The organism is Pseudomonas sp. QL9, from assembly GCF_041409665.1.
Lineage (GTDB): Bacteria > Pseudomonadota > Gammaproteobacteria > Pseudomonadales > Pseudomonadaceae > Pseudomonas > Pseudomonas knackmussii.
This window is the reverse complement of record NZ_CP166971.1, coordinates 3,771,689-3,790,427: the sequence shown is the minus strand read 5'-3', so window position 1 is coordinate 3,790,427 and position 18,739 is coordinate 3,771,689. Positions and strand designations below refer to the sequence as shown.

General features: G+C 57.0%; 16 protein-coding genes. 3 read left to right on the top strand and 13 right to left on the bottom strand.

Annotated features, from left to right (window positions below):
- The first annotated feature begins 310 nt into the window (after positions 1-310).
- A complete protein-coding gene (locus tag ACA097_RS17780; protein WP_371364913.1) occupies positions 311-1,168 on the top strand; it encodes an HNH endonuclease in 858 nt (285 codons plus the stop codon).
- A 670-nt stretch (positions 1,169-1,838) separates the two neighbouring features.
- On the opposite strand, the gene ACA097_RS17775 is transcribed toward ACA097_RS17780, so the two are convergent.
- From ACA097_RS17775 to ACA097_RS17755, 5 genes are all read right to left on the bottom strand, one after another.
- Positions 1,839-2,582: a hypothetical protein gene (locus tag ACA097_RS17775; RefSeq protein ID WP_371364910.1), complete on the bottom strand. Its 744-nt coding sequence runs from the start codon at positions 2,580-2,582 to the stop codon at positions 1,839-1,841.
- Positions 2,583-2,681: 99 nt separating this feature from the next.
- On the bottom strand, positions 2,682-7,016 hold the full coding sequence (locus tag ACA097_RS17770) for an AAA domain-containing protein (RefSeq protein ID WP_371364908.1): 4,335 nt from the start codon (positions 7,014-7,016) through the stop codon (positions 2,682-2,684).
- A gap of 1,233 nt (positions 7,017-8,249) precedes the next feature.
- Entirely contained in the window at positions 8,250-9,662 is a 1,413-nt protein-coding gene (locus ACA097_RS17765) for a HEPN domain-containing protein (RefSeq protein ID WP_371364906.1), read from the bottom strand.
- A 144-nt stretch (positions 9,663-9,806) separates the two neighbouring features.
- The gene (locus ACA097_RS17760) at positions 9,807-10,259 is read right to left on the bottom strand and encodes a DUF1441 family protein (RefSeq protein WP_371364904.1); all 453 of its coding nucleotides are present in this window, start codon (positions 10,257-10,259) and stop codon (positions 9,807-9,809) included.
- 302 nt (positions 10,260-10,561) lie between these two features.
- Positions 10,562-10,795: a hypothetical protein gene (locus tag ACA097_RS17755; protein WP_371364902.1), complete on the bottom strand. Its 234-nt coding sequence runs from the start codon at positions 10,793-10,795 to the stop codon at positions 10,562-10,564.
- Between the two features lie 162 nt (positions 10,796-10,957).
- On the opposite strand from ACA097_RS17755, the gene ACA097_RS17750 reads away from it, so the two are divergent.
- Complete coding sequence (locus ACA097_RS17750) at positions 10,958-12,292, top strand: AAA family ATPase (RefSeq protein WP_371364899.1); 1,335 nt, start codon at positions 10,958-10,960, stop codon at positions 12,290-12,292.
- Entirely contained in the window at positions 12,292-13,023 is a 732-nt protein-coding gene (locus ACA097_RS17745) for an HNH endonuclease (RefSeq protein ID WP_371364896.1), read from the top strand. The genes ACA097_RS17750 and ACA097_RS17745 overlap by 1 nt, the downstream gene beginning before the upstream one ends.
- Before the next feature lie 294 nt (positions 13,024-13,317).
- On the opposite strand, the gene ACA097_RS17740 is transcribed toward ACA097_RS17745, so the two are convergent.
- From ACA097_RS17740 to ACA097_RS17705, 8 genes are all read right to left on the bottom strand, one after another.
- Positions 13,318-14,214, bottom strand: coding sequence for a hypothetical protein (locus ACA097_RS17740; RefSeq protein ID WP_371364893.1), 897 nt, complete (start codon positions 14,212-14,214; stop codon positions 13,318-13,320).
- Positions 14,215-14,269: 55 nt separating this feature from the next.
- Positions 14,270-14,563, bottom strand: a complete 294-nt coding sequence (locus ACA097_RS17735) for a hypothetical protein (protein ID WP_371364890.1) — start codon at positions 14,561-14,563, stop codon at positions 14,270-14,272.
- On the bottom strand, positions 14,563-16,107 hold the full coding sequence (locus ACA097_RS17730) for a DUF3631 domain-containing protein (RefSeq protein ID WP_371364888.1): 1,545 nt from the start codon (positions 16,105-16,107) through the stop codon (positions 14,563-14,565). Before ACA097_RS17730 ends, ACA097_RS17735 begins: the two co-directional genes overlap by 1 nt.
- The gene (locus ACA097_RS17725) at positions 16,104-17,027 is read right to left on the bottom strand and encodes a toprim domain-containing protein (RefSeq protein ID WP_371364884.1); all 924 of its coding nucleotides are present in this window, start codon (positions 17,025-17,027) and stop codon (positions 16,104-16,106) included. Before ACA097_RS17725 ends, ACA097_RS17730 begins: the two co-directional genes overlap by 4 nt.
- A gap of 4 nt (positions 17,028-17,031) precedes the next feature.
- Positions 17,032-17,343, bottom strand: a complete 312-nt coding sequence (locus ACA097_RS17720; RefSeq protein ID WP_371364881.1) for a hypothetical protein — start codon at positions 17,341-17,343, stop codon at positions 17,032-17,034.
- Positions 17,340-17,654: a hypothetical protein gene (locus ACA097_RS17715; RefSeq protein WP_371364879.1), complete on the bottom strand. Its 315-nt coding sequence runs from the start codon at positions 17,652-17,654 to the stop codon at positions 17,340-17,342. Before ACA097_RS17715 ends, ACA097_RS17720 begins: the two co-directional genes overlap by 4 nt.
- A 435-nt stretch (positions 17,655-18,089) precedes the next feature.
- A complete protein-coding gene (locus ACA097_RS17710; RefSeq protein WP_371364877.1) occupies positions 18,090-18,503 on the bottom strand; it encodes a helix-turn-helix domain-containing protein in 414 nt (137 codons plus the stop codon).
- On the bottom strand, positions 18,500-18,733 hold the full coding sequence (locus ACA097_RS17705; protein ID WP_371364874.1) for a helix-turn-helix transcriptional regulator: 234 nt from the start codon (positions 18,731-18,733) through the stop codon (positions 18,500-18,502). The genes ACA097_RS17710 and ACA097_RS17705 overlap by 4 nt, the downstream gene beginning before the upstream one ends.
- Between the last annotated feature and the right edge of the window lie 6 nt (positions 18,734-18,739).

Genomic DNA, 18,739 nt, shown 5'->3' with positions numbered 1-18,739 from the left:
CTACAATACCCTTTGTTATTCAGCCATTAATCTATCCATGTCTGCCACGTACCCCTATTCGTACCCCTAAACTAAAAAACACCCGAAGGACACTTCTGGCAGGCTTCTGCGGCCATGTCGGCCCCATGACAAGCATTTGCAGCATCTCCATTGGCAATGAGGTCGGGAGATATGCAAATTACAGGGCGCAGCACTCAGATCTCTCCAATAAAACCCGAACCTCTGCCGCCGCAGAGGGCAGGAATAGAGATATTGCTAAACGAGGTCGGTAATACTTGCTTCTCCGACAAGACCATTTCAGAGCCAAAAGATGACCGCAACTCAAAGCGAAATGCTAGTCAGTGCGATGCAAGCCCTGGGCGGGCGTAGAGCACTTTCCGAGCTTTCCAACTGGTGCTCTCTACGAAACGTAACCATGGGCGACCCAAACGCCGTTGCATCTGCTAACACGGTGAATGACAGGAATCGCTTTCAGGGAAATCGTTGCGGTATTCGCGAGGACTATCGCTCAGACCAGGGTCACCCAAAGGACAGGCTTTACCGCAGAGGAACACATCAGAACACGACTTACGAACTCTACGACCCAGTTCAGCATGGTGTGTGGGATCGGCGCGAGGTCTCCCCAGGGAAGTACCTCCCCTTCTGTCTGGTTGAGCCGGAAATCGTCAAGGCTCTGCAGGAGGTCGACGCCGAACAGCAACGCCTCGAAGTCCTCACCCCAAAAGCAACAGATGTTGATAGCAGGAGGAAAGCGCTGCGCTTGATTGCGCAGCGCGACGGTAGGTCAGCCTTTAGCTCCGCATTACATCGTGCTTACAAGTCTCGCTGCGCCATCACCGATTGCCCTGTCGTCGAGATCTTGGAAGCCGCACACATCAAGCCCTACCTCGGTCCGGATTCAAATCACACAAATAATGGTCTGCTGCTACGGGCGGACATCCATACCCTCTTTGATAAAGGGCTTTTGTGGCTAACTGAATCGCGAACTGTGGCGATCTCTTCTCGACTCGCTGGCAGTGACTACGAGTCTTTGGCTGGACGGCAAATCTCCCTCCCGGATCAGCCTTCCGCCTACCCCCATCTTGAGAATCTGCTTGACCATAGGCTGTTTGCGCTGGAACTGGAAAGCCGTCGCCAACGTGAGAGTGATGATCTAGGTGAGGACTAGTAGAAGCGTCTGTGGTGAGTAAATCACTCGTAGCGCCCCAGGCGCTTCCGGTTCAATGAGTAACGCGCCGCCAGTCCTCTCGCGGGTTTCGCCATAAACCGGAACCGGAAGCGGCTTGCCCAGGAAAAGCTGGTATGTAGTCCAAACTCGGGGCTCGAATCACCCTCGATGGGCCCACCCCTGGGAAGGACCCACGTAGGGGGGGCTAGGTTGGCCAAGGGTCTCCACAAACTGTGGAGGCCCCTGCGGGCGCACCTGTCGATGGCTGATCCAGTCCGCCATTGCTGGGCAAGGCTTCGGCCTCAGTTTGAGGATGGGCGTGGGTTTCCTCCGTCGGAGGAAAGCTGATCGGCGTAGGATTTCCTCACTTTGAGGAAATCCTGGCGTCCCAGGCCTGGGGCGCCGTTGGTTGGTGTTTCCGCTTTGCCAGGACGGCCGCCGTGATGTGTTCAGTAGGCGGTCCGTTTGGCGTGAGTTCCTTCGCCTGCTATCCGCTTAAGGCCCCGCCACTCAAGGGCTAGGGTCATTCATTAAGCACTCCACACACTGCCGATGGAGCCCCGCATTGCGGGAATCCAGCAGGGCCGATGGCACGGACAATAAAACAACAACCATCCCCGGAAAGTTTCATACTAGTGGGAAACCGGGGCTTGAATTACGTGAATCGCCCCTACTCATCGCCGGACTCCCTATTGGCCTGTTTTGGCACAGATTTCTTTTGCACTGGTGGCAAATGGCACCAGCCCAGCTTTTCTTCAAGCTGACGCCAAGCTTGATCAATCAGGGAGCGCTCAGCGCGTTTGAAAACCCCATCGCGCAGGACCGATAGTGGCAGCCATTTGCCGTCGATTTCTTGATAAAAACACTGAGTGTAAGCATTGCCCGTGTGAGACAGACGATGCGACTCGTACTGTTCGGAGAGCATGGTGACGGCGTGGTTTGGACTCTGCGCCACCTTTTGGGGAAAGCCCTCGGGCATCTGGATGGGGCTACACTCTAGCTCACATCGGTCAAGGCCCACCTGATAGAGCCAAAGTCCGCCTTCGTCCTCAGCAAACAAGTCGCTCTGGCGTTTGCTCTTAGGTCCGATGTGCACGGTGACAAAACGAGAGCAACCTGGCGGCCAATACTGCAAAGGAATATTAGGCATCTCTGCTAGCTCGGCTTGCTGCAAGGCATGCGCTCGGTCGCTAAGCGCTACTAGTAATGGTGCCCCCAAGGGCAGCACCTTCACGGACAGTTCTTGGCTGATAAGCTCCCGAAAGTCGCGGTCCTGGATAGAGTCAATGTCGACCACCAGATCAGCAATAGCACCATCGCGCAATGGAACATCACCGCCGTACAGAAACTCCCACTGACCATTGACACGCTTCAGCGGCAAGCTGATACGTCGATTTCCCTTTCCATGGCGCATGCATCAACCCTCCGTTCCGTGCTGTTCAATAAAACTCCCTGGTCTGTCCCAGAGCTAGTGGACAGAGCAGAGGTCGCCACAAAGGCTGCCTCACTCTGATCAGCGCCAGCGCCGCTTGTTATAGCTCCGCCGGCCGGTACGCTTCGCTTTCACTCTCACCGGACCCGACTTGCAGGGCATACAGACCCGACCATACCCACCTTCACCACCAGCCAGCGCTGGATCGAAGTAGTCGGCCTTCTCTCGGATTTCACCACACCGCGTGCAGGTCTTGAGATCCTTGCTTGCCAAGCCTTGAGCCTGGGACTGTATGTGATTCACGGCGTCAGAAATAGGCTCCCCAACTGCCAGCTCGACGAGTTGGTATAAGCGCTCCGATAGCGTCTCAACAGGATCTTCGCCCAGGTTGAAGCGATTGATGCGGAGGAAGCGGTAACCGTAGCTTTCCAAGGTCAGCTGACGTTCCACGTCTGCCTCGCTCAGGTAGCGTTCGTGGTTGCCCACATGGATGTGCTTGCCTTTGACGAAGTGATACTCGAAGCCGTCGTACTCGATCACAATCTGGATGGGGCCCTTCTCAGATTGGTAAGTGACCAGGAAGTCCACTCTCCAATTCGGATGCGCGTAGGTCGGGTCGAGCTGCTTGAGGTATGCCCCGAGGTCAAACTGGGCAAATACGTCTATGACGTCCATGTTGGACTGATAGAACCTGGTCTTCTGGAACCAGTCCAGAACCTTTGCTTCCATAGGTGAGGACTGATCAGTGTCCGCGGCAGTCGGCAGTCGGTTCGAGTTCGCCAGTACGTTCGCGTAGTAATTCAGAGCTTTGCCAATCTCACCGCGGAACTGATCCAAGGGCTTGGAGTGCACAATCCAGACCATTTCCTGTGCTCGGCTGAAGCCGACATTAAGCCGTTGCACCTTCAGTTTCTGCTCGACTTCCTGGTCCGCGTCACTGATTGCAACCGGGAAGACATAGTTCAAAGCGTCAGCCTCAGCGGTGGCCACCATTGAGTAGAAAATGATGTGTCGCTCTTCGCCCTGGCAACTGTCAAACGTCATGACCTTCAAGCGAAGCAAACGCTCGAAGTCCGCCCCATGGGGGTGATTGAACAGCTTCTTGGACAGGAGGGTCTGCTGCTCACGGAAAGGTGTAATGACGCCCACCGTCGGTGGGTCTTCCTCTTCGATCAGCTCAAGGAGACGCTCCAGAATGAAAGCAGCTTCTGCTTCGTTGGTTCCGCGAGTAACTGTGTAGCTTGAAGGGTCCACCTGGTCGAACCGGATGACTTCATCTATCGGTACACCGCGGATTTTGATCGCCTGTAACTGGTGTCGGTAGAACTCACCCGACGAATACCCAATCAGTTCCTGGTAGGACCGGAAATGCTTAAGCAGCATGATCGAGTACGACGCTGCATGGTTGCAGAATTCCAGGATGGAGCGTTTGACGTCGAACATGGACAGGCGCTGTAGGGCGTCTGCTGCATCGCTGACATGAGACATGAAATAGTTTTTCAGCTCACTGCGATACTTCTCGTTCTGCTCGATGCTGGCGTTCGCTGATTTAACGTTCGAGAATTGCTTGTCGTCCCCCAGCACCACGACCTTCTTCGCACGCAGCAGTGCCGGCAGAGCCTGCGCCACCGAAACCTGAGATGCCTCGTCGATGACCACGACATCGAACATGTCTGGGGCCAACGGCATGAACTCCCCAAACTCCCGGATGCTCGCAATGATGACCGGGAAGCTCTCCCGTACGTGATCAAACTTGTCCTCGGGGAACTTCTGCCGGCTCGCTATCACCCCGGCCAAGGCTCGGGCATCAGACCGGTAGTTCTCCATGAAGCTCAGCAGGCGACTGTCCACGTGGGCATTCATCACTGAGGTGTTGAGGCGCTCGAGTTGGTTCTTGGTCCCCGCGTAGTCGAACTGAGGCGCCGACGCGAAGGCTTCTCGGGTTTTAAGCCAGCCGAGAACAAACCGCACAGCCAGTGGCCAGAGTTGAGCATCGTCCTTGGGCTGCTCGAGCAGGGCTTCGACTATCTCCGCATCGATGCGGCGGAGAATTGCCACAACCTTGATGGTTACCGCTGAAATGGGGTTCGGCACAGTGCCGCGCGACAGCATCCGGTAGCAGCTCTCAAACTCCTCCTCGAGGCCTTCGGTCTGCAGCTTTTGGCGCAGCTTGCTGGCTGCTTCCGCAACCTCGTCAAGCCGCATGTGCTCTTGTTTGAGCTGCATGGGGCGTGAGACGGGAAGGGCATTGAGTTGGCTTTGCAGGTTCCGAACCTGAGCGCCGCGGAACAGATAGCCGAACAGCGGCATCTTCAGCTGCTTGAAGTTCAGCAGCAGGTCTCCAAGCGCGCGTAGCTGACCTGGAGACAGCGACTCAAAAACATTCCATTGAGGGCCTGGATTGTCCTCGACAAACTTCACCAGAAGCGCGTCCCTCCTGGTCCTGTTCCACAAGCTCAGGGGCGTGAAATCATCCTCAGCAAATAGGTCGGTGAGGTACTGCCCCACGTCCTCCAATTGCTCAAAGCTACTCTGCAGCTCAGCAATGAGGTTGGAGCCACGAGCTCGTTTCAGCATTTCCAACAGCCTAGGAGCCTTGTCGGCCAATTGGGCCTCGTCCTGATACAACGCCTGGATGCTGGCCAGTTCGACCGCCCCCAAGGTCGTCACAGTCTTCTGGATCTGCTCCTTTAGATGTTCTGAACGGCTCGAACGCTCAGCCTCCAGCTTGGGCTGGTTCGCCTTCATTGCTTTGGCATAAGCACCTATCTGCGTCACGGCCTGGTTAGAGGTCAATTTGCGGAAGTTGTGTGCTTGCTGTCCCAATCTGAGTATTGGGTTCGGAAAATCCGGATTGTGGCGCACGCGGGACATGGCTTCCGAAAGCTTGTCGTAGACCACGTCCAGGGCCTCGGTCTTGTCAGAAAGCACAAGGCATGTGCGTTGGTTGAATGCACAGTCCGCTGCGATCGCTGTGATGGTGTGGCTCTTGCCAGTACCAGGAGGCCCCGAGACCACCACGATTTTGCCTTCCTGGCGACGTACTGCGATCAGTACCTTTCGCTGCTCTTCGTTCAGTGGGATCGGTGAGTCAAAGACCATGCGATCAACCATCGGCAGAGAGTCCCACTCACTCTCGACCATCCGCGAAATGGACTTCGGGTTCTCTCGGAGCACGCCGCCTACGATGCCCTCGAACAGATCCACCACTGCAGACCCACCGCGTTTGAGCGATTCGAGTATTTCCTCATAGTCGTTGAGCAGGGCTTCGTCTGAGCGCTCATAGGCGGCAAGAAATAGGGCGCTGGATAGGCCGGCAGCCGCGGTCGAGGCATCAGAGGCGGAGGAAGAGAGATCGATGCGACCTCCCAGGTCCATCGCATTGGCGACCCGCTGGAACAGTACCCGGGCCTCTTCGTAGATGGACTGCTCCGGTTTGATGTAGGTGATCCGCTCAGGGATCGGGGCAATCCAGGCCCGCTCCATCCCAGCTGCCAGCTCCTGGAGGGCGAAGTCGATCGCTTTCCGGTTCGCATAGAGCTGATTGTGTAGCTTCAGCGTGTAACCCGAACCGCGTTCGGACCTGTTCACCTCAACCGGGATGAAGAACAGTGGGTACTGGTTGCCGCGGAACTTTAGCGCACCGATGTAGAGGTACAGCTGCAACCCGTCACTGGTGGCAACGTAGGTCTCGAGGTCTCGGAACTCATGGTAGGCATCTGCCGCGACGAACCCTTCAAAGAAGGACATCAGTGCCTGGCGAGTACCCTCCAGCGTTAGAAACTGCGGGATTGCATCCCGCAGTGGAACCGAATCTTGGGTGGCAAGCAGCTTGGCCAGAAGCTCTGGTAGCACTCTGGCCAAATCGCCGCAGACTCGCTCTACAAGGTCCTTCTCCGCGGCAAACAGCGAATCCATCACCCAGTAGGCCTGATTCCTCAATGGCCCATCCAGGTGGGCGAGAAGGGGCTTGATGATGTGTTCGGCAGCCTTACTTCCTAGGTGAGCCTGAATCGACTCAACCCACAACTCCGGATCATCGACAGCCTTGGTGTAAGTCTCGAGGGCCAGGAGCTCTACCTCGTCCTGGACGGTCTCCACGGAGGACGCAGGGATCGCGTTGACTTGTTCCTTGATCACCTTGCGAAGCACGTCGCTGATTGGGCGTGTATATCGCCGCGGCTCGATCGTCAGCGACAGATCTTCACTCGATGGCCGGCCAAGAAGACTCCAGAGGTCGCGATCCAGCTCGGGGTAGGGGGACGTTCGCATCCCGGACCGGAATCCTGTGTCGGTTGTCAATATGATTCGCCGGCGCGGTGCTTGCTGACGCTTGAAGTCGGACTCCAGAAAGTCGCGGAAATACTGGCTGATCCGCATGGCGATCGGCCGAAGTTCGTGCCCAAGAGCTTCCATCAGGTTCCCTTAAAACTGATGTTGAACGTCCTTGCTCGAAGCTTCTCCACGTTCCGCGGAACGAGCTATCAAGGAAGGCGATGATTAATCAGCACGATACTGACTTGGAAGACTTGTCGCCAACACCGCGGTGATGCCGCCACGCGACTGGTCCAGAGAATCACCAGGGCGGTACATGGCGCAGTTCTGCGCCATCAGGTTGGCCAAGGGTCTCCATAGATTGTGGAAACCTCAGCCAGCGGCTGAGGTGAGCAGGGTGCTTCCATTTCGAGCTGGATTTCACCTAGAGGTTGGCGAGACTCCAACCTCAGCTTGAGGATTCACCCAGGTTTCCTCCCTCGTAGGGAAGCTCATCAGCGTGAGACGTCCTCGCTTTGAGGAAGTCTTGGCGTCCTGAGTCAGGACATCGTTGGTTGGTGTTTCCACTTCGCTAGGACAGCCACCGCAACACGCTCAATTGGCAGTTTGCTTGGTGTGCACTCCGTTGTCTGATCGCTCCTGAAGGCCTCGCCGCTCAGGGGCTCGGGCGATCTTTCATGGTCGGTGCGCGCCGCCTTTGCTGCCTTGCATTGGTGGACGTCAACAGCCCCGACGGCACCGACAACAACACAACAACCAACCGCCGAAATTTGGCCGTATGTAGTTGGAGGGCGGGGCTCGAATTACCCTCAGCGACTCCAGATTCGCTAGGGGCCCCCGATGGTTTGAACTACGTCATGGGGGTGGCCGGGGAGGGGCCCACAAATTGTGGCAACCTGGCCCCAGCATCGATGCCCTCAAACTGAGGAAATCGATGGCTTGAATCTGATCCAAGTCGCACCGAGGGCCCTCCGGATGTTGCCGATTATCGCCTCAGCGCAAGGGCGATATCTTCCACACCTTGTCGTTATGCTTGCTGACTGTCTCCTCAATAGGCGGCCAGTACTGCGAAACGTTAAGCAAAGGGTCGGTATTGTGGGGCGTGCTGCAGCAGCACTGTGATGACATTGCTGCTTTTGGGGCATTTCAGCAGACGAGAGTGGCGAGCGATTATCATGACCTTTATCTGCCGGTTTCTGCGGGCGGCTGCCGCGGAGCCCCCTCACCCGTGCTTCTCCGCGGCTTTCACTCCAGCCTGCACGACTGCTTTTTTTGCAGGCATCAGAAGCCCTCTACATTTAGACGTTAAACGATCATCATGCATCTAAAGCTGAGGCTTTAGTTTTTGATCTAATTCAGCCGCAGGAACTCCAGCTATGTAACTGTAAGGCCTGCCCTTTTAAGAATTTCATTTTTATAGAAGGAACCAGGAGAGCTCTTGAATATTGACCTTAGAACTTCGCGACCTATACCTATCTCCAGAAGAATGCAGGCATGGTAAAGTATCATTAATGCATCGCTTTTAATTTTTAACTCATCCACGAAGTCTTGATAACTCTGGCTATGCCTTTGCCCGCCAAAGTGCGAAATATCATTTCGGCGATCTGCACATGACTTGCAGAAGTCTGCCAATTCCTTTTGAGGGAAGTTAAAAGGCAACACACTAAATATATCGGTAAGCCGCTGCTGCAACGAAGGCTCATTTGCATGGGCAAGTTTCTTCGAAAGCCAAGTCTTGTCCTTGGCCTTTGGGATGGAATCCAAGATTCTTTTGATTTTTTCTTTTAGTGCTTCATTCTCGCTAGCCTCGATTTTTGTCTTACGATGAAGGGATTCCAACCCCCATATCAAGCTAACGTATTTATTCTCCAGGTAGTTCTTTTGAGCTCGAGCAGTGCCGATAAAAAGATAGAATCCAGGACCTATTTCCTCGTGCCTAGCCTGCCAAGTAGAAAAAATTTCTCCGAAATCATCTTCTACGTCAATAAGCCGCAGCCAGCACTCATGCCACTTGACTTCCGACTGTTTAAATTCTTGTCTAAAGAAGTAATACGTGCAGAAATGGCGCGGGCTTCCAAGCTTCAATCGAGGCCAATCCAAGTTTTTGCTGGCTCCCGTCAGGAGGAAAAGCAAATCTTGGAATCGATTATATATTGTGGTTGCTTCCTTGAGAGGGAATGGCTTTCTACGACTGTAGGAAAGAGTCGTGATCTCTGTTAGCTCTACATGCCGTCTTTTGTCACCATCAAAAGGCGAGGACAAATTATGAGATATTTTTATTAAGCCACTTCCTCCTACTCTATAGGAGCGATTCTTCGGCGCGGCATAAGATACAGTTAGGCGATTTTTCTTTCTTTTCGTAGTTAATGAGTTCTTAAGAACCCAGTCATCATATCCGGAAAGATCAAAGCTTACTTCATAGCATCTAAGGGGAAGTCTGCCAGGAAAGGCTTTCTGGGAAACTAAAGCCTTAAAGGCCTGGTACCCTTCGTGTGAAATCCCTATGTTTGAGAAGCTTGAGCCGTTGGGATAAAGCTCCATCAATAGCACGTGACGTTTTGATTCTTTTAATATTCCACGAATGCTTTTGCCGGAGAGGTTTCCGTCTTGGCGATCAAAAAAACTTCTGCCCCCGCTCAGCATTCCATGTAGCTCTAGCTTTGCCAGGCCGTTCGCATCCAGCTTGAAGTTTCCTGCAAGTGAGTTTCTGGGGATAAGTTCACTTTCCTCTAGAGGCTCTTCACTCCACCAAAAATATCCTGACTCATTAATTATAAACTCTTCCATGATCATCATCTATTTTGAGTTTTAGATAGGGAGACGCTAGTTAGGAAATCGCTTCCTGTACCGTACTAGTCATATCATATTTTTCATTATGGCGATGCTGCGGACGATGCTAGCCGGGCTCGCGTGCATCGTCGTTCACTTCCATCATGTCGCAGAGCTCGGTGAGCTGCTGATAGAGACCCTCACGGATTCCGTCGATAACCTCGATCGTGCGGTCGACTTCCGCGGCGCCGAGAGCGCAATCGTTCTCCAGTACGTCGGGGATCGTGTCGAGCCCTGGGAGAGCGATTGAAACGCGCTCGCCACCACGCGCTCGACCTCTGGGGCCGGGATGCTAATGCGCTGCTCCGCCGCCCACTTGATCTTCTCGCGCTCTGCGCGGTACTGGCTGAGACGGTCAGTAGGGTGAAGCTTGTCGGGGTCATACCCCTCGGGATCGTCGGCGACCTGCGTGCCCATCACCGCGAGGGCGACGTCCCGAAGATGCCAGGCGGGGTAGCCGTTGGTCTCGCCTGCGGGCGGGATGCCCTCCACGCGGCGCTTCACCGTTCGACGATCGACGCCGAACTCCTCCGCCAATGCGCTGATGGACCACAAGCGCGCCCCCGATGTACAAGGGGCACACCCATGAAACTCCTATTGAGCCCAGCAGCGACGGGGCTTACAGCGATTCGTGTGTGACGTTCACCCTGTACATCGGTGCGAGGCGAAATGCTCACCCTGCCCACTCGTCGAGAATCGCTGCAGCCCACGAATGACGGGACCTGCAGCGAAATGCGAGAGGGCTTGTGGTGGAGCATCCTAAAAATCGAAAAATTCTGCCTTACCGCGAGGCTCGACGCCTTCCCCGTGGGGGCGGGGGTAAGCCAGGGGCCCCGGGGGCGCCAGGACGGTGTGCGTCAAAGGCCGGACCCCTCACGGAACTCCTTTGAAAGCTCCGGCAGGCCAACGCCTTTGCGGGCCTCGCTCCAGGCAAACCAGGCGTGGACGCTCACCCAAGCCGGCAAGCCGCAGACGAAAATGGTGCCGCACGGGGCAAGCATCCCGAATTCGTCCTGAACCCAGCTCCCGATATCCAGCCAGCGCGCAAGGAAGGCGCCACCGCAAATGCTGGAGACCACGGTGCAGGTCATCGCCACCCGAACTCCCGCATCGTTTCGGCAGGGTCATAGCCATTACCGCGATGGCGACCAGCACCGCTAATTAGGCTGCGGGCAAGTAAGCGTTCCCGTAGTGCGTCAGGCTAACAAAGCCTTATGATTCCTTCACGCTCATCATTCATCGCGGCCTAACGTATGTACATCACTGAAGTTGAAATCACCGACTTGCGGAGTTTTCGAGGAACTCACTCCGTTTCGCTCGCTCATTCGGATGGTACCTACCCTGGCTGGACCGTCTTTGCGGGGCGAAATGGGGCCGGCAAAAGCACTCTCCTCAAAGCTATTGCGCTCTCCGTTATCGGTCCCCTTGCCTCGAGATCGCTTGCGGGTGTCTTTACCGATTGGGTTCGGAAAGGTGCCGAATCGGGAATGGTCGCGTCGAGGATTGCATTCACAGAGCAAAAGGACACTTTCCGGGCTGGCGGGCGAGTGACGAAAACGCCTTTTTGGGCGGGGTTAAAGTGGAGTCCATCGAGTCACGGGCATGATGTTCTTGAGCGATGGATGGATAAAGAAACACAGAACAGACAACGAATCCCTGATCGCGGCCCTTGGGCTGATGGCCCGTCAGGCTGGTTTATAGCCGGGTATGGGCCTTATCGGCACCTTGGCCCACCACCAGCTGACGTCATCAAGCTAAGTGGTGATCCTGTAGTGGCTCGCCTAGTCAATCTTTTTAATGAAACAGCAACTCTGTCAGATGCCGTAGATTGGCTAAAACAGGTTCATTTGCGTGCATTGGAGAATCGTTCCGGGGCTGAGTCACTGAAGAGTACTGTTCTTGAAATTTTGGGGGACGGACTTCTTCCCGACGGAAGCCTAGTAAGGAAAGTTGATTCGGAAGGGCTTTGGATTGAGCGTGATGGCGTCACTATGCCCTTGGAGCAGGTTAGTGACGGATATAGAACTGTCGCGGCCTTAGTTGTGGATATTATCAGGCGTATCTATGAGACCTATGGCGGGTTAGAGGTTTCAAGAAATGAATTCGGCAGGTTGGTTTGCAGCCAGCCGGGAGTTGTATTGATTGATGAAGTAGATGCTCATCTACATGTTGCATGGCAACAGAAGATCGGCTTCTGGTTGACTGAGACTTTTCCCGCTATTCAGTTCTTGGTCACTACTCATAGCCCATTTATATGTCAGGCGGCCAGCAGTAACGGCATTGTCAGACTGCCAGGGCCAGGCGAGCAAAGAACAATTGAGCATATAGATGAAGTTACTTGGAATGCAGTAGTAAACGGAGGTGCTGACGATGCTGTCATGACAGAACTCTTCGGCTTAGAGCATGCGCACTCATTGGAAGCTGAACGCCTTCGTCAAGAAATTGCATTCCTAGAAAGTAAGCTTATGCGCGGGACGGCTGATAAGTCGGAAATTGATCGATACGGCGAAATAAAAGAATTGCTCAGCGCGGATCTCGGCGAACTCGCCGACAGAAAGCTACGGGCGGTTCTTGGAGCTCAGGAATAATGCGCCGTCTGAATAGGCCTGCATTGAGTAAAAAAACTGTTAGGACGCTTGCCAGGTCCACCGCCAAGGTAGCGCAGGCCCATGATCCGAAGCAGGATGCGGAAACGAGATGGGGCAGGAAGCCAAAGGTTGCCTTCAAAGAGGTCCGTTCTTCGTTGGAAGAGATGGCTTCAGGGCGAAGCCGTTGTATGTATTGCGAAGATAGCCTAGGAACTGATATAGATCACTTCAAGCCGAAGGCGGATTATCCTCATGAAGCCTTTAATTGGGAGAACTACCTTCTTGCCTGCAGTTACTGCAATAGTAATTTAAAGCGCACGCAGTTTCCGCTCGACGCTAATGGTGGGGCATTATTAATAGATCCCACTGTGGAAGATCCCCGGATTCATTTGCTTCTGCTTCCTGCAAACGGGAATTTTATGGCATTGAGCCCGAAAGGGGATGCATCTATTCGTGTGTTTGGGTTGAATGATACCTCCTTTCCACGGCGTTTGCCTAAGGGTAGGAAGGATGCGTTGGTTAGCTTGGTGGCACTATTGAAGGATTACGACTCCGAGATAAATACTAATCCAGCGAAGGCGGAGGAGATCAAGGTCGCAGTTCAGGACTTCCCTTTTAGTGTTGTTCTGACTTCATTGATTGATATTGCGGGCTCCGCCGCGGGCGGTGCCGTACTTGGGCAGCAAGTTGTGGACTTGATCCAGCGACATGGCGTCGGGCAGTGGCTCTAGTCAATTAACTGGAAGCTTGCGAAGGAGTGGGGTAGCTAATAATTGAGCTCTCTACTCTGTCGATGACAGCCGAAGTTTCCGGTGCTCTTGTTGCTGGGAGTAACCTTCTGAAGACTTTAATGTCGACTAGCTAGAACTCAGTTACTTCGTTGTTTGTTCAACGAAGAAGAACCATGTTCCGTTGCCTGTTTGCATGGCGCTGCTACGCGTTCTTCCGCTGATGCTCCTGAGCTTGCCCTGCTACTAGGGGCACAAAAAAAGGCGCCGTAAGGCGCCTTCTATTGTCGGATGGTATCAGCCCGTCGCTTTCACCAGGTCCTCCAGGGAAACCTCGTCGGAGGCATCGACCACCTCCGTGCGGGTGAGGGTCTCGCGGTCCTGCGTGCCGAACAGAGGGATATGTAGCTTCGTCAGGTGCGCGCCCCAGCCGCCGCTGATCCGATCCGCCGCTACCAGGTGAGCGCCGATGTTGGCCAAGGTCTTGGCTGCAGCGTTCCATTCCTCGGCGTATTTGGTCCACAGCGCTTCTGACAGCGCCGCCTTAGCTTCCTGTTCACGTTGCCGAGAGTCGGCGGCCTGCTGCTTCATATTGGCCGCCTCGCTCTCCATGGTCTCGATGGTGCGGCGCTTCACTCGGATGGTGGCCTCGGTCGCCAGCGCCAGCTCCACAGCTTTCTCCAGTTGCGTGCGTGCGGCTTTCTCGGCCTTGGCGTCCTCCGCCTGGGCGAGTGCCTGGCCGGCAGCCTGTTCAGCCGACTCCGCTGCGGATTGCGCGGTAGCGATTTCCTCGTCGATTCCCTGGCTTCTTGTTGCAGCCTGCTCGATACGAACCTGCAGCGTGGCTTGCAGGCGCTGCTCCGTGTTGATCTGCTCCATGGCCTGGGCAATGGCGGCAGATGCCGACTCGGCTTTCTCGACCAACTCCAGGCTGCGGTCGGCCTCTTCCACATGGCCGCGCAGGGAGTTTATACGCGCCCTGGTGTTCGACAGCTCTACCATGACCTCGTGGCTGCCGTTGTCGATCTGGTGCAAGTTGGTTCGCACGACCTTCTTTCGCAGATCCGCCAGCTTGGCTTCCAGGCCGGGCACTCGCGCCTCCAGTTGGTCGATCTCTCCCAGATAATCGTCCCGCTGTTGGCGCAGTTGCTCGGTGCGATTGGGCAGCGGGTGTTTGCGGGTTGCAGCTTTCATGTGACCTCCATCGGTCAAAGTAAGCGCCAGCCCTGCGGCCAGCGCAGGGTTGGTGTTACTCAGTGATCTCGGCACCAGGCCAGCGCCAGCGCGCTTCGATCAGTGCTTCTTCGAATGTAAGGGGCGGTGTGATCATCGTGCAGAGCGGCTTACCGGCCTGCGTAATTGCCCAGTGCATGCGGCGCGTTTTGCCATCCATCGAGCCCAGCTCTGCGAGCAGTTCGAGGCGGTGCCGGCGCACGTATTGGCGGACCTCTTCGGTGAGCCGGCTACCGGGTGAAATGCTGACCTTGCTGCCGCTGATGCGGGCGGCGAAACCGCGTTCGGTGAGGAAGTCGAGGGCAGACATCAGAACTCCTCCCGATCGGTTTCATCGTGGGAAGTTGCCTTTGCCTTGCCTGTCCCTTTCCTTGGAGGGGGTGTTTTATCCGTAACATCGTCACAACCCGCACCAGCCGTGGCTTTCAGCGATTTTTTATCCGTCACGGATGGGGGCTGTGTGACGCTTCCAGATTGGCTGGAGGCCGCGCCGTTACTGGTTTGTGCCGATGTGACGCTTGTGACAGGGGTACTAGGGGAAAGGTATCGACCAAAGGCGTCACGGAACTGGTCGAGGGAGTAGCCCTTTTTAGTCATGACACCGACGCGAACGGTGCCCGACTTCACGCCGAAATCAGCCAGCTTTGCGGACAGCTGACGGGGCGACATTGGCTTGCCTCTGTTCCATGTCGACCAGGGTGCTTCCTCATCCGCGATGAGGTATTCCAGCAACTCGGCGCTGAACAGCTTCGTGGCTTTCTTGGCGTCGAATGCAGCCTTCACGTCACCCAGCAACTCCACACCCACACTAGGCGCTTCGCCCTCCAGGCCATGCAATGCGATTGCGGCGGTACGTGCGGACTTCGGCCAGTGGTCGCCAGCTTGATCGGCGATCGCCAGCAGCGGCTCCCAGGCATCGTTGGCGCGATCGTTTAGCCCTTCGATGGGCTTCGGGCGTGCTTTGCCGATCGCCTCAGAGTTGTCCAGGGCGAAGCGCGCCAGCCGGGAACGCAGTTGCTCCCAGAGGGCGGGGTCGGAGTGGCGCAAGTTTTCCACGCTTTCGCCGGGTGTGCGACGGCGGAGGCGCAGGGGCACACTCCGATCGGCCAGCGTGTCGGCGATGCGTCCTATGCCACAAAGAGCCTTCGCCCCCCACACGTTGAATGGGGTGGGAATGTGGTCGTCCCCCACGCAGCGGATGACCACTGCGCTATCCCGGGTGAAGCCGGCATTGAGGATGCCGCGCGCGTCTTCATGAGCGGCGAGGAAAGCATCCACTTCATCGATCAGCAGCGTCGGGGACCACAGTTCGATGGAGCGGAACAGCGCGGCCGGTCCGATGTTCGAGACCTGCAGCGGGCGGTTGACCAGCTTGCCCAAGGCGGTGAGCAGGACCGACTTACCGCAGCGTTTCTCTGGAGCCGTAATGTTGGCGATCGGTGCAATCTGGACCACGTCGACCAACCAAGTGAACGTTGCCCAGAGCGCTGCGGCGCGAAGCGTCTCCTTCTCCGCGATGACATGGCGAGCGAGCGCCTGGGTGACGTCATCCAGCAGCTCGGCGCCATCTACCGGCTGCGACCAGGGCTCCACGTCGGCGAAGATGCTTTGCCCTGCAGCTGCTCCCGCTTCCGACTCGGCAGAGACGGTCAGGCGATCGAACTCCGCCATGCTCAGCATCTTGGTTTCCTTCACCTGGATGCGCAGGCGGGCGAAGGCTGCTGGGTCTTTGCTGCGCATCGAACGCAGCTCCTCGAGCACGGCCGGCGCGTACAAGGCGCCAGCGTCTTCAGACAGGTTGTGGATGGCCTCTTGGATCGGGCTCTTGGCCTTCAAGGCGATGGGGCTGCTCATGCGCCAGCCCTCCACACGTGCAGGTCGTTGAAGTCGGTGAGCGATGGCGGCGCGTCGTCCGGCCACTCGGGGAAGGTCACCAGTGCGCCGGCGGCGAGTGCAGCAGCGGTGGCCGCAGTGCGCCCTGGGTTTCCAGACGTATTTCGATCGTCGTCGCCGGCAATCACTAACTGCACCTGGTCGCCGTAGCGGGCCTTGAGCGCCAGCGCCACGGGCATCAGGTTGCCGGCGTTCATCGCGCAGGCCACGGCCATGCCGGAGCTCTCATGGATTGTCGCGCCGGTCGCCCAGCCTTCGCAGATGTACAGCGGCTTGCCGGGGCTGATCTGGCCGAGCGGCGAGTAGCAACCGGTGACTCGTCCGCCGTAGAGGAAGCGCTTACGGCCAGTGGCGCTGATTCGCTGCAGGTTGACCAGCTCGCCGGAGTGGTAGAGCGGCACGAGCAGTTCGCCGGCTCGTTGTCGCAAGGCGTAGGAGCGAATGTGCTTGCTGGTGAGGTAGGGGTGAGCGGGATCGGCGCGGCGGGCACTTTCCCACCAGCGGTGGGAAAGCTCTGCCGTGGCCTGCTGGCGTTGCTGCTGTTCGGCTTGCCGCTGTGAGCGAGCCTGCTCGATCCGCTGCCGGCTTTCCTCAAGCTCAGTAGCGGACAATTCGCCGGCGCTGCTCCAGTGATGCACCTGGGCGCTCTTCCACGTACCGAAGGCGCCAGCCGCTACCCCGTCCAGGAACAGCACGTACCAGCCATTGCGGCTGCCGACACGATCACCCGGCACGTGGAAGCGGTGAATGCTCCCGTCGCCTTTAGGCAGCCAATCCAACTGCCCGAAGATGCCCTGCAGCGCTTCGCGGAAAGCGTGCTCCACTTTCTGCAGGCAAGCCGATCCCGTCAGCGCTACGCGGCGCTGTTGAAAAGTCGTCATGGGTTTACTCCTTGGTCAGGCTGTTGAATGCCTGGGCAGTGGGAGTGGGCGCCTGCAGCATGGCGCTCAGTTCATCGCGCGCTCGCAGTCGGGCCTGAGTCATCGCTTCGCAGGTTTGCGCGACGCCGAACACCGTTCCGCCGTACACGTTCAGCACGCTCTCAGGGCGAACGCCCCGCAACTTGCTCGCAGCCTTCTTCGCTTCACGGCGCTTGGCGAAGGGACCACAGACCCCGAAGGGCAGGACGGGGCGGCGCTCATCAAGGATGAAGAAGTAACCTACGGACTGGCCGCGCTTATGGGCGAATGCCTTCATGCTGCACCTCCCTGCGCCAGCACCTTGGATGGGCCAGAGGTGAGCACCTCACGCGCATCGTGAGCAGCACCCACATGGCGATGGCGCCAGCAGAAGTTGGAGGACAGCACCTGGACGTTTTCCAGGTGAGCGCCGAGCTCTTTGCTGATCGGGGATTGCCAGCCACCCACCGCGGGGATGACGACCTGGCGGATCAGGTTGGCCAAGTGTTCGAACTCCGTGCGGGCGGCGTTCATGTAGGCCATGTCCGAGTCAGAGAGGCGAGCATCGCCGAGCAGTTCGATGAAACCGAGGCGGTTAGCTTGCTGCATGGTCCACCCCCTGCGCTTCGAGCGCGCGGACTTTGGCCATGGCGGCGTTGTAGCGAGCGAGACGAACAGCGAGGGATGAATCAGCACGGAGTGCCGCTAGGGCAATAGCTCGGAGAGCTGCGACGTGTGCAAACGGATTGCGGGTGCGCATGGTGTAACTCCTAACGTTGAGGAGCTGCCACCGTTCGCGGCCAAGCGAAAGGAGGGTGGCAGCTGTACGCGGGTTGGCCGACCGGGACGTTAGGACCCCGGCACACCCGAAGGTGTCCCACGCACAGCCGCCATAACACGACACTGCGGGCACAAAAAAAGCGCCAGCAATGGGATGGTGGGCGCTTGTGCGCCTAACGATTCTCGACCGGCCAAGGTCGGCCACGGGATTTACCGTGACGCGCAAACCATAGCGCTGGCAGGAAGTGAGTGCAAGCGTGTCCATTACACACCGCCCTCGAGGCGAGCGCCCCGGGTGGCTCGCACTACGGCAAAGTGCTCTTGGTCCACTTTGCTTACCGTGCCGATGTGCAGCAGCGCCCTAAGCCGATCCTTCCGGCAACACTGCGAGGAATCTAATTGCGGGATATTCCCGCATTCGGCTACGGCCGCCACATCGCTAGGCAGCGCGCCGATGAAGTAGAGCGCCACGCGCTGATGCTTGCGGCCGTGCTCGTCGGTCTTGGAGATCAGGTGGGTCTTAATCGGATAACCACGGTCGCGGAGCTCCTGGATGCGCGCGGCCGGATGAAGGATGTTGAGTTCGGCCCGAGCAGTGAGGGTATCTACAGGGCCTTCTTGAACCCGAGCGAGCAGGCGTGCACGCTGCGCCTCGGAGGAGGTATCGCGGGCGCTCATACCGCTGAACCATCGCGCTTGGCGATCTTGTGTTGCAGCCAGGCTTCAACCTCGGCAACAACGTAGTAGGCGGCCGCTTGGCGGGTGGGGCTGTCTTTGATCGGCTTGGGGAAGCTGGGGTCCTTCGCCTTGAGCTTGTCGAGACCGCCTGGGGTGATGTCCAGCCAGTTGCAGAGAGAGGTTTTGCGAATCAGCGCCTTTGCAGGCGATTGCTTCGATTGGGTGTGCATGTAGAT

Coding starts and splice junctions, on each gene's coding strand:
- ACA097_RS17780 (WP_371364913.1), top strand. CDS start 311: ATGACCGCAACTCAAAGCGAAATGCTAGTCAGTGCGATGCAAGCCCTG.
- ACA097_RS17775 (WP_371364910.1), bottom strand. CDS start 2,582: ATGCGCCATGGAAAGGGAAATCGACGTATCAGCTTGCCGCTGAAGCGT.
- ACA097_RS17770 (WP_371364908.1), bottom strand. CDS start 7,016: ATGGAAGCTCTTGGGCACGAACTTCGGCCGATCGCCATGCGGATCAGC.
- ACA097_RS17765 (WP_371364906.1), bottom strand. CDS start 9,662: ATGGAAGAGTTTATAATTAATGAGTCAGGATATTTTTGGTGGAGTGAA.
- ACA097_RS17755 (WP_371364902.1), bottom strand. CDS start 10,795: ATGACCTGCACCGTGGTCTCCAGCATTTGCGGTGGCGCCTTCCTTGCG.
- ACA097_RS17750 (WP_371364899.1), top strand. CDS start 10,958: ATGTACATCACTGAAGTTGAAATCACCGACTTGCGGAGTTTTCGAGGA.
- ACA097_RS17745 (WP_371364896.1), top strand. CDS start 12,292: ATGCGCCGTCTGAATAGGCCTGCATTGAGTAAAAAAACTGTTAGGACG.
- ACA097_RS17740 (WP_371364893.1), bottom strand. CDS start 14,214: ATGAAAGCTGCAACCCGCAAACACCCGCTGCCCAATCGCACCGAGCAA.
- ACA097_RS17735 (WP_371364890.1), bottom strand. CDS start 14,563: ATGTCTGCCCTCGACTTCCTCACCGAACGCGGTTTCGCCGCCCGCATC.
- ACA097_RS17730 (WP_371364888.1), bottom strand. CDS start 16,107: ATGAGCAGCCCCATCGCCTTGAAGGCCAAGAGCCCGATCCAAGAGGCC.
- ACA097_RS17725 (WP_371364884.1), bottom strand. CDS start 17,027: ATGACGACTTTTCAACAGCGCCGCGTAGCGCTGACGGGATCGGCTTGC.
- ACA097_RS17720 (WP_371364881.1), bottom strand. CDS start 17,343: ATGAAGGCATTCGCCCATAAGCGCGGCCAGTCCGTAGGTTACTTCTTC.
- ACA097_RS17715 (WP_371364879.1), bottom strand. CDS start 17,654: ATGCAGCAAGCTAACCGCCTCGGTTTCATCGAACTGCTCGGCGATGCT.
- ACA097_RS17710 (WP_371364877.1), bottom strand. CDS start 18,503: ATGAGCGCCCGCGATACCTCCTCCGAGGCGCAGCGTGCACGCCTGCTC.
- ACA097_RS17705 (WP_371364874.1), bottom strand. CDS start 18,733: ATGCACACCCAATCGAAGCAATCGCCTGCAAAGGCGCTGATTCGCAAA.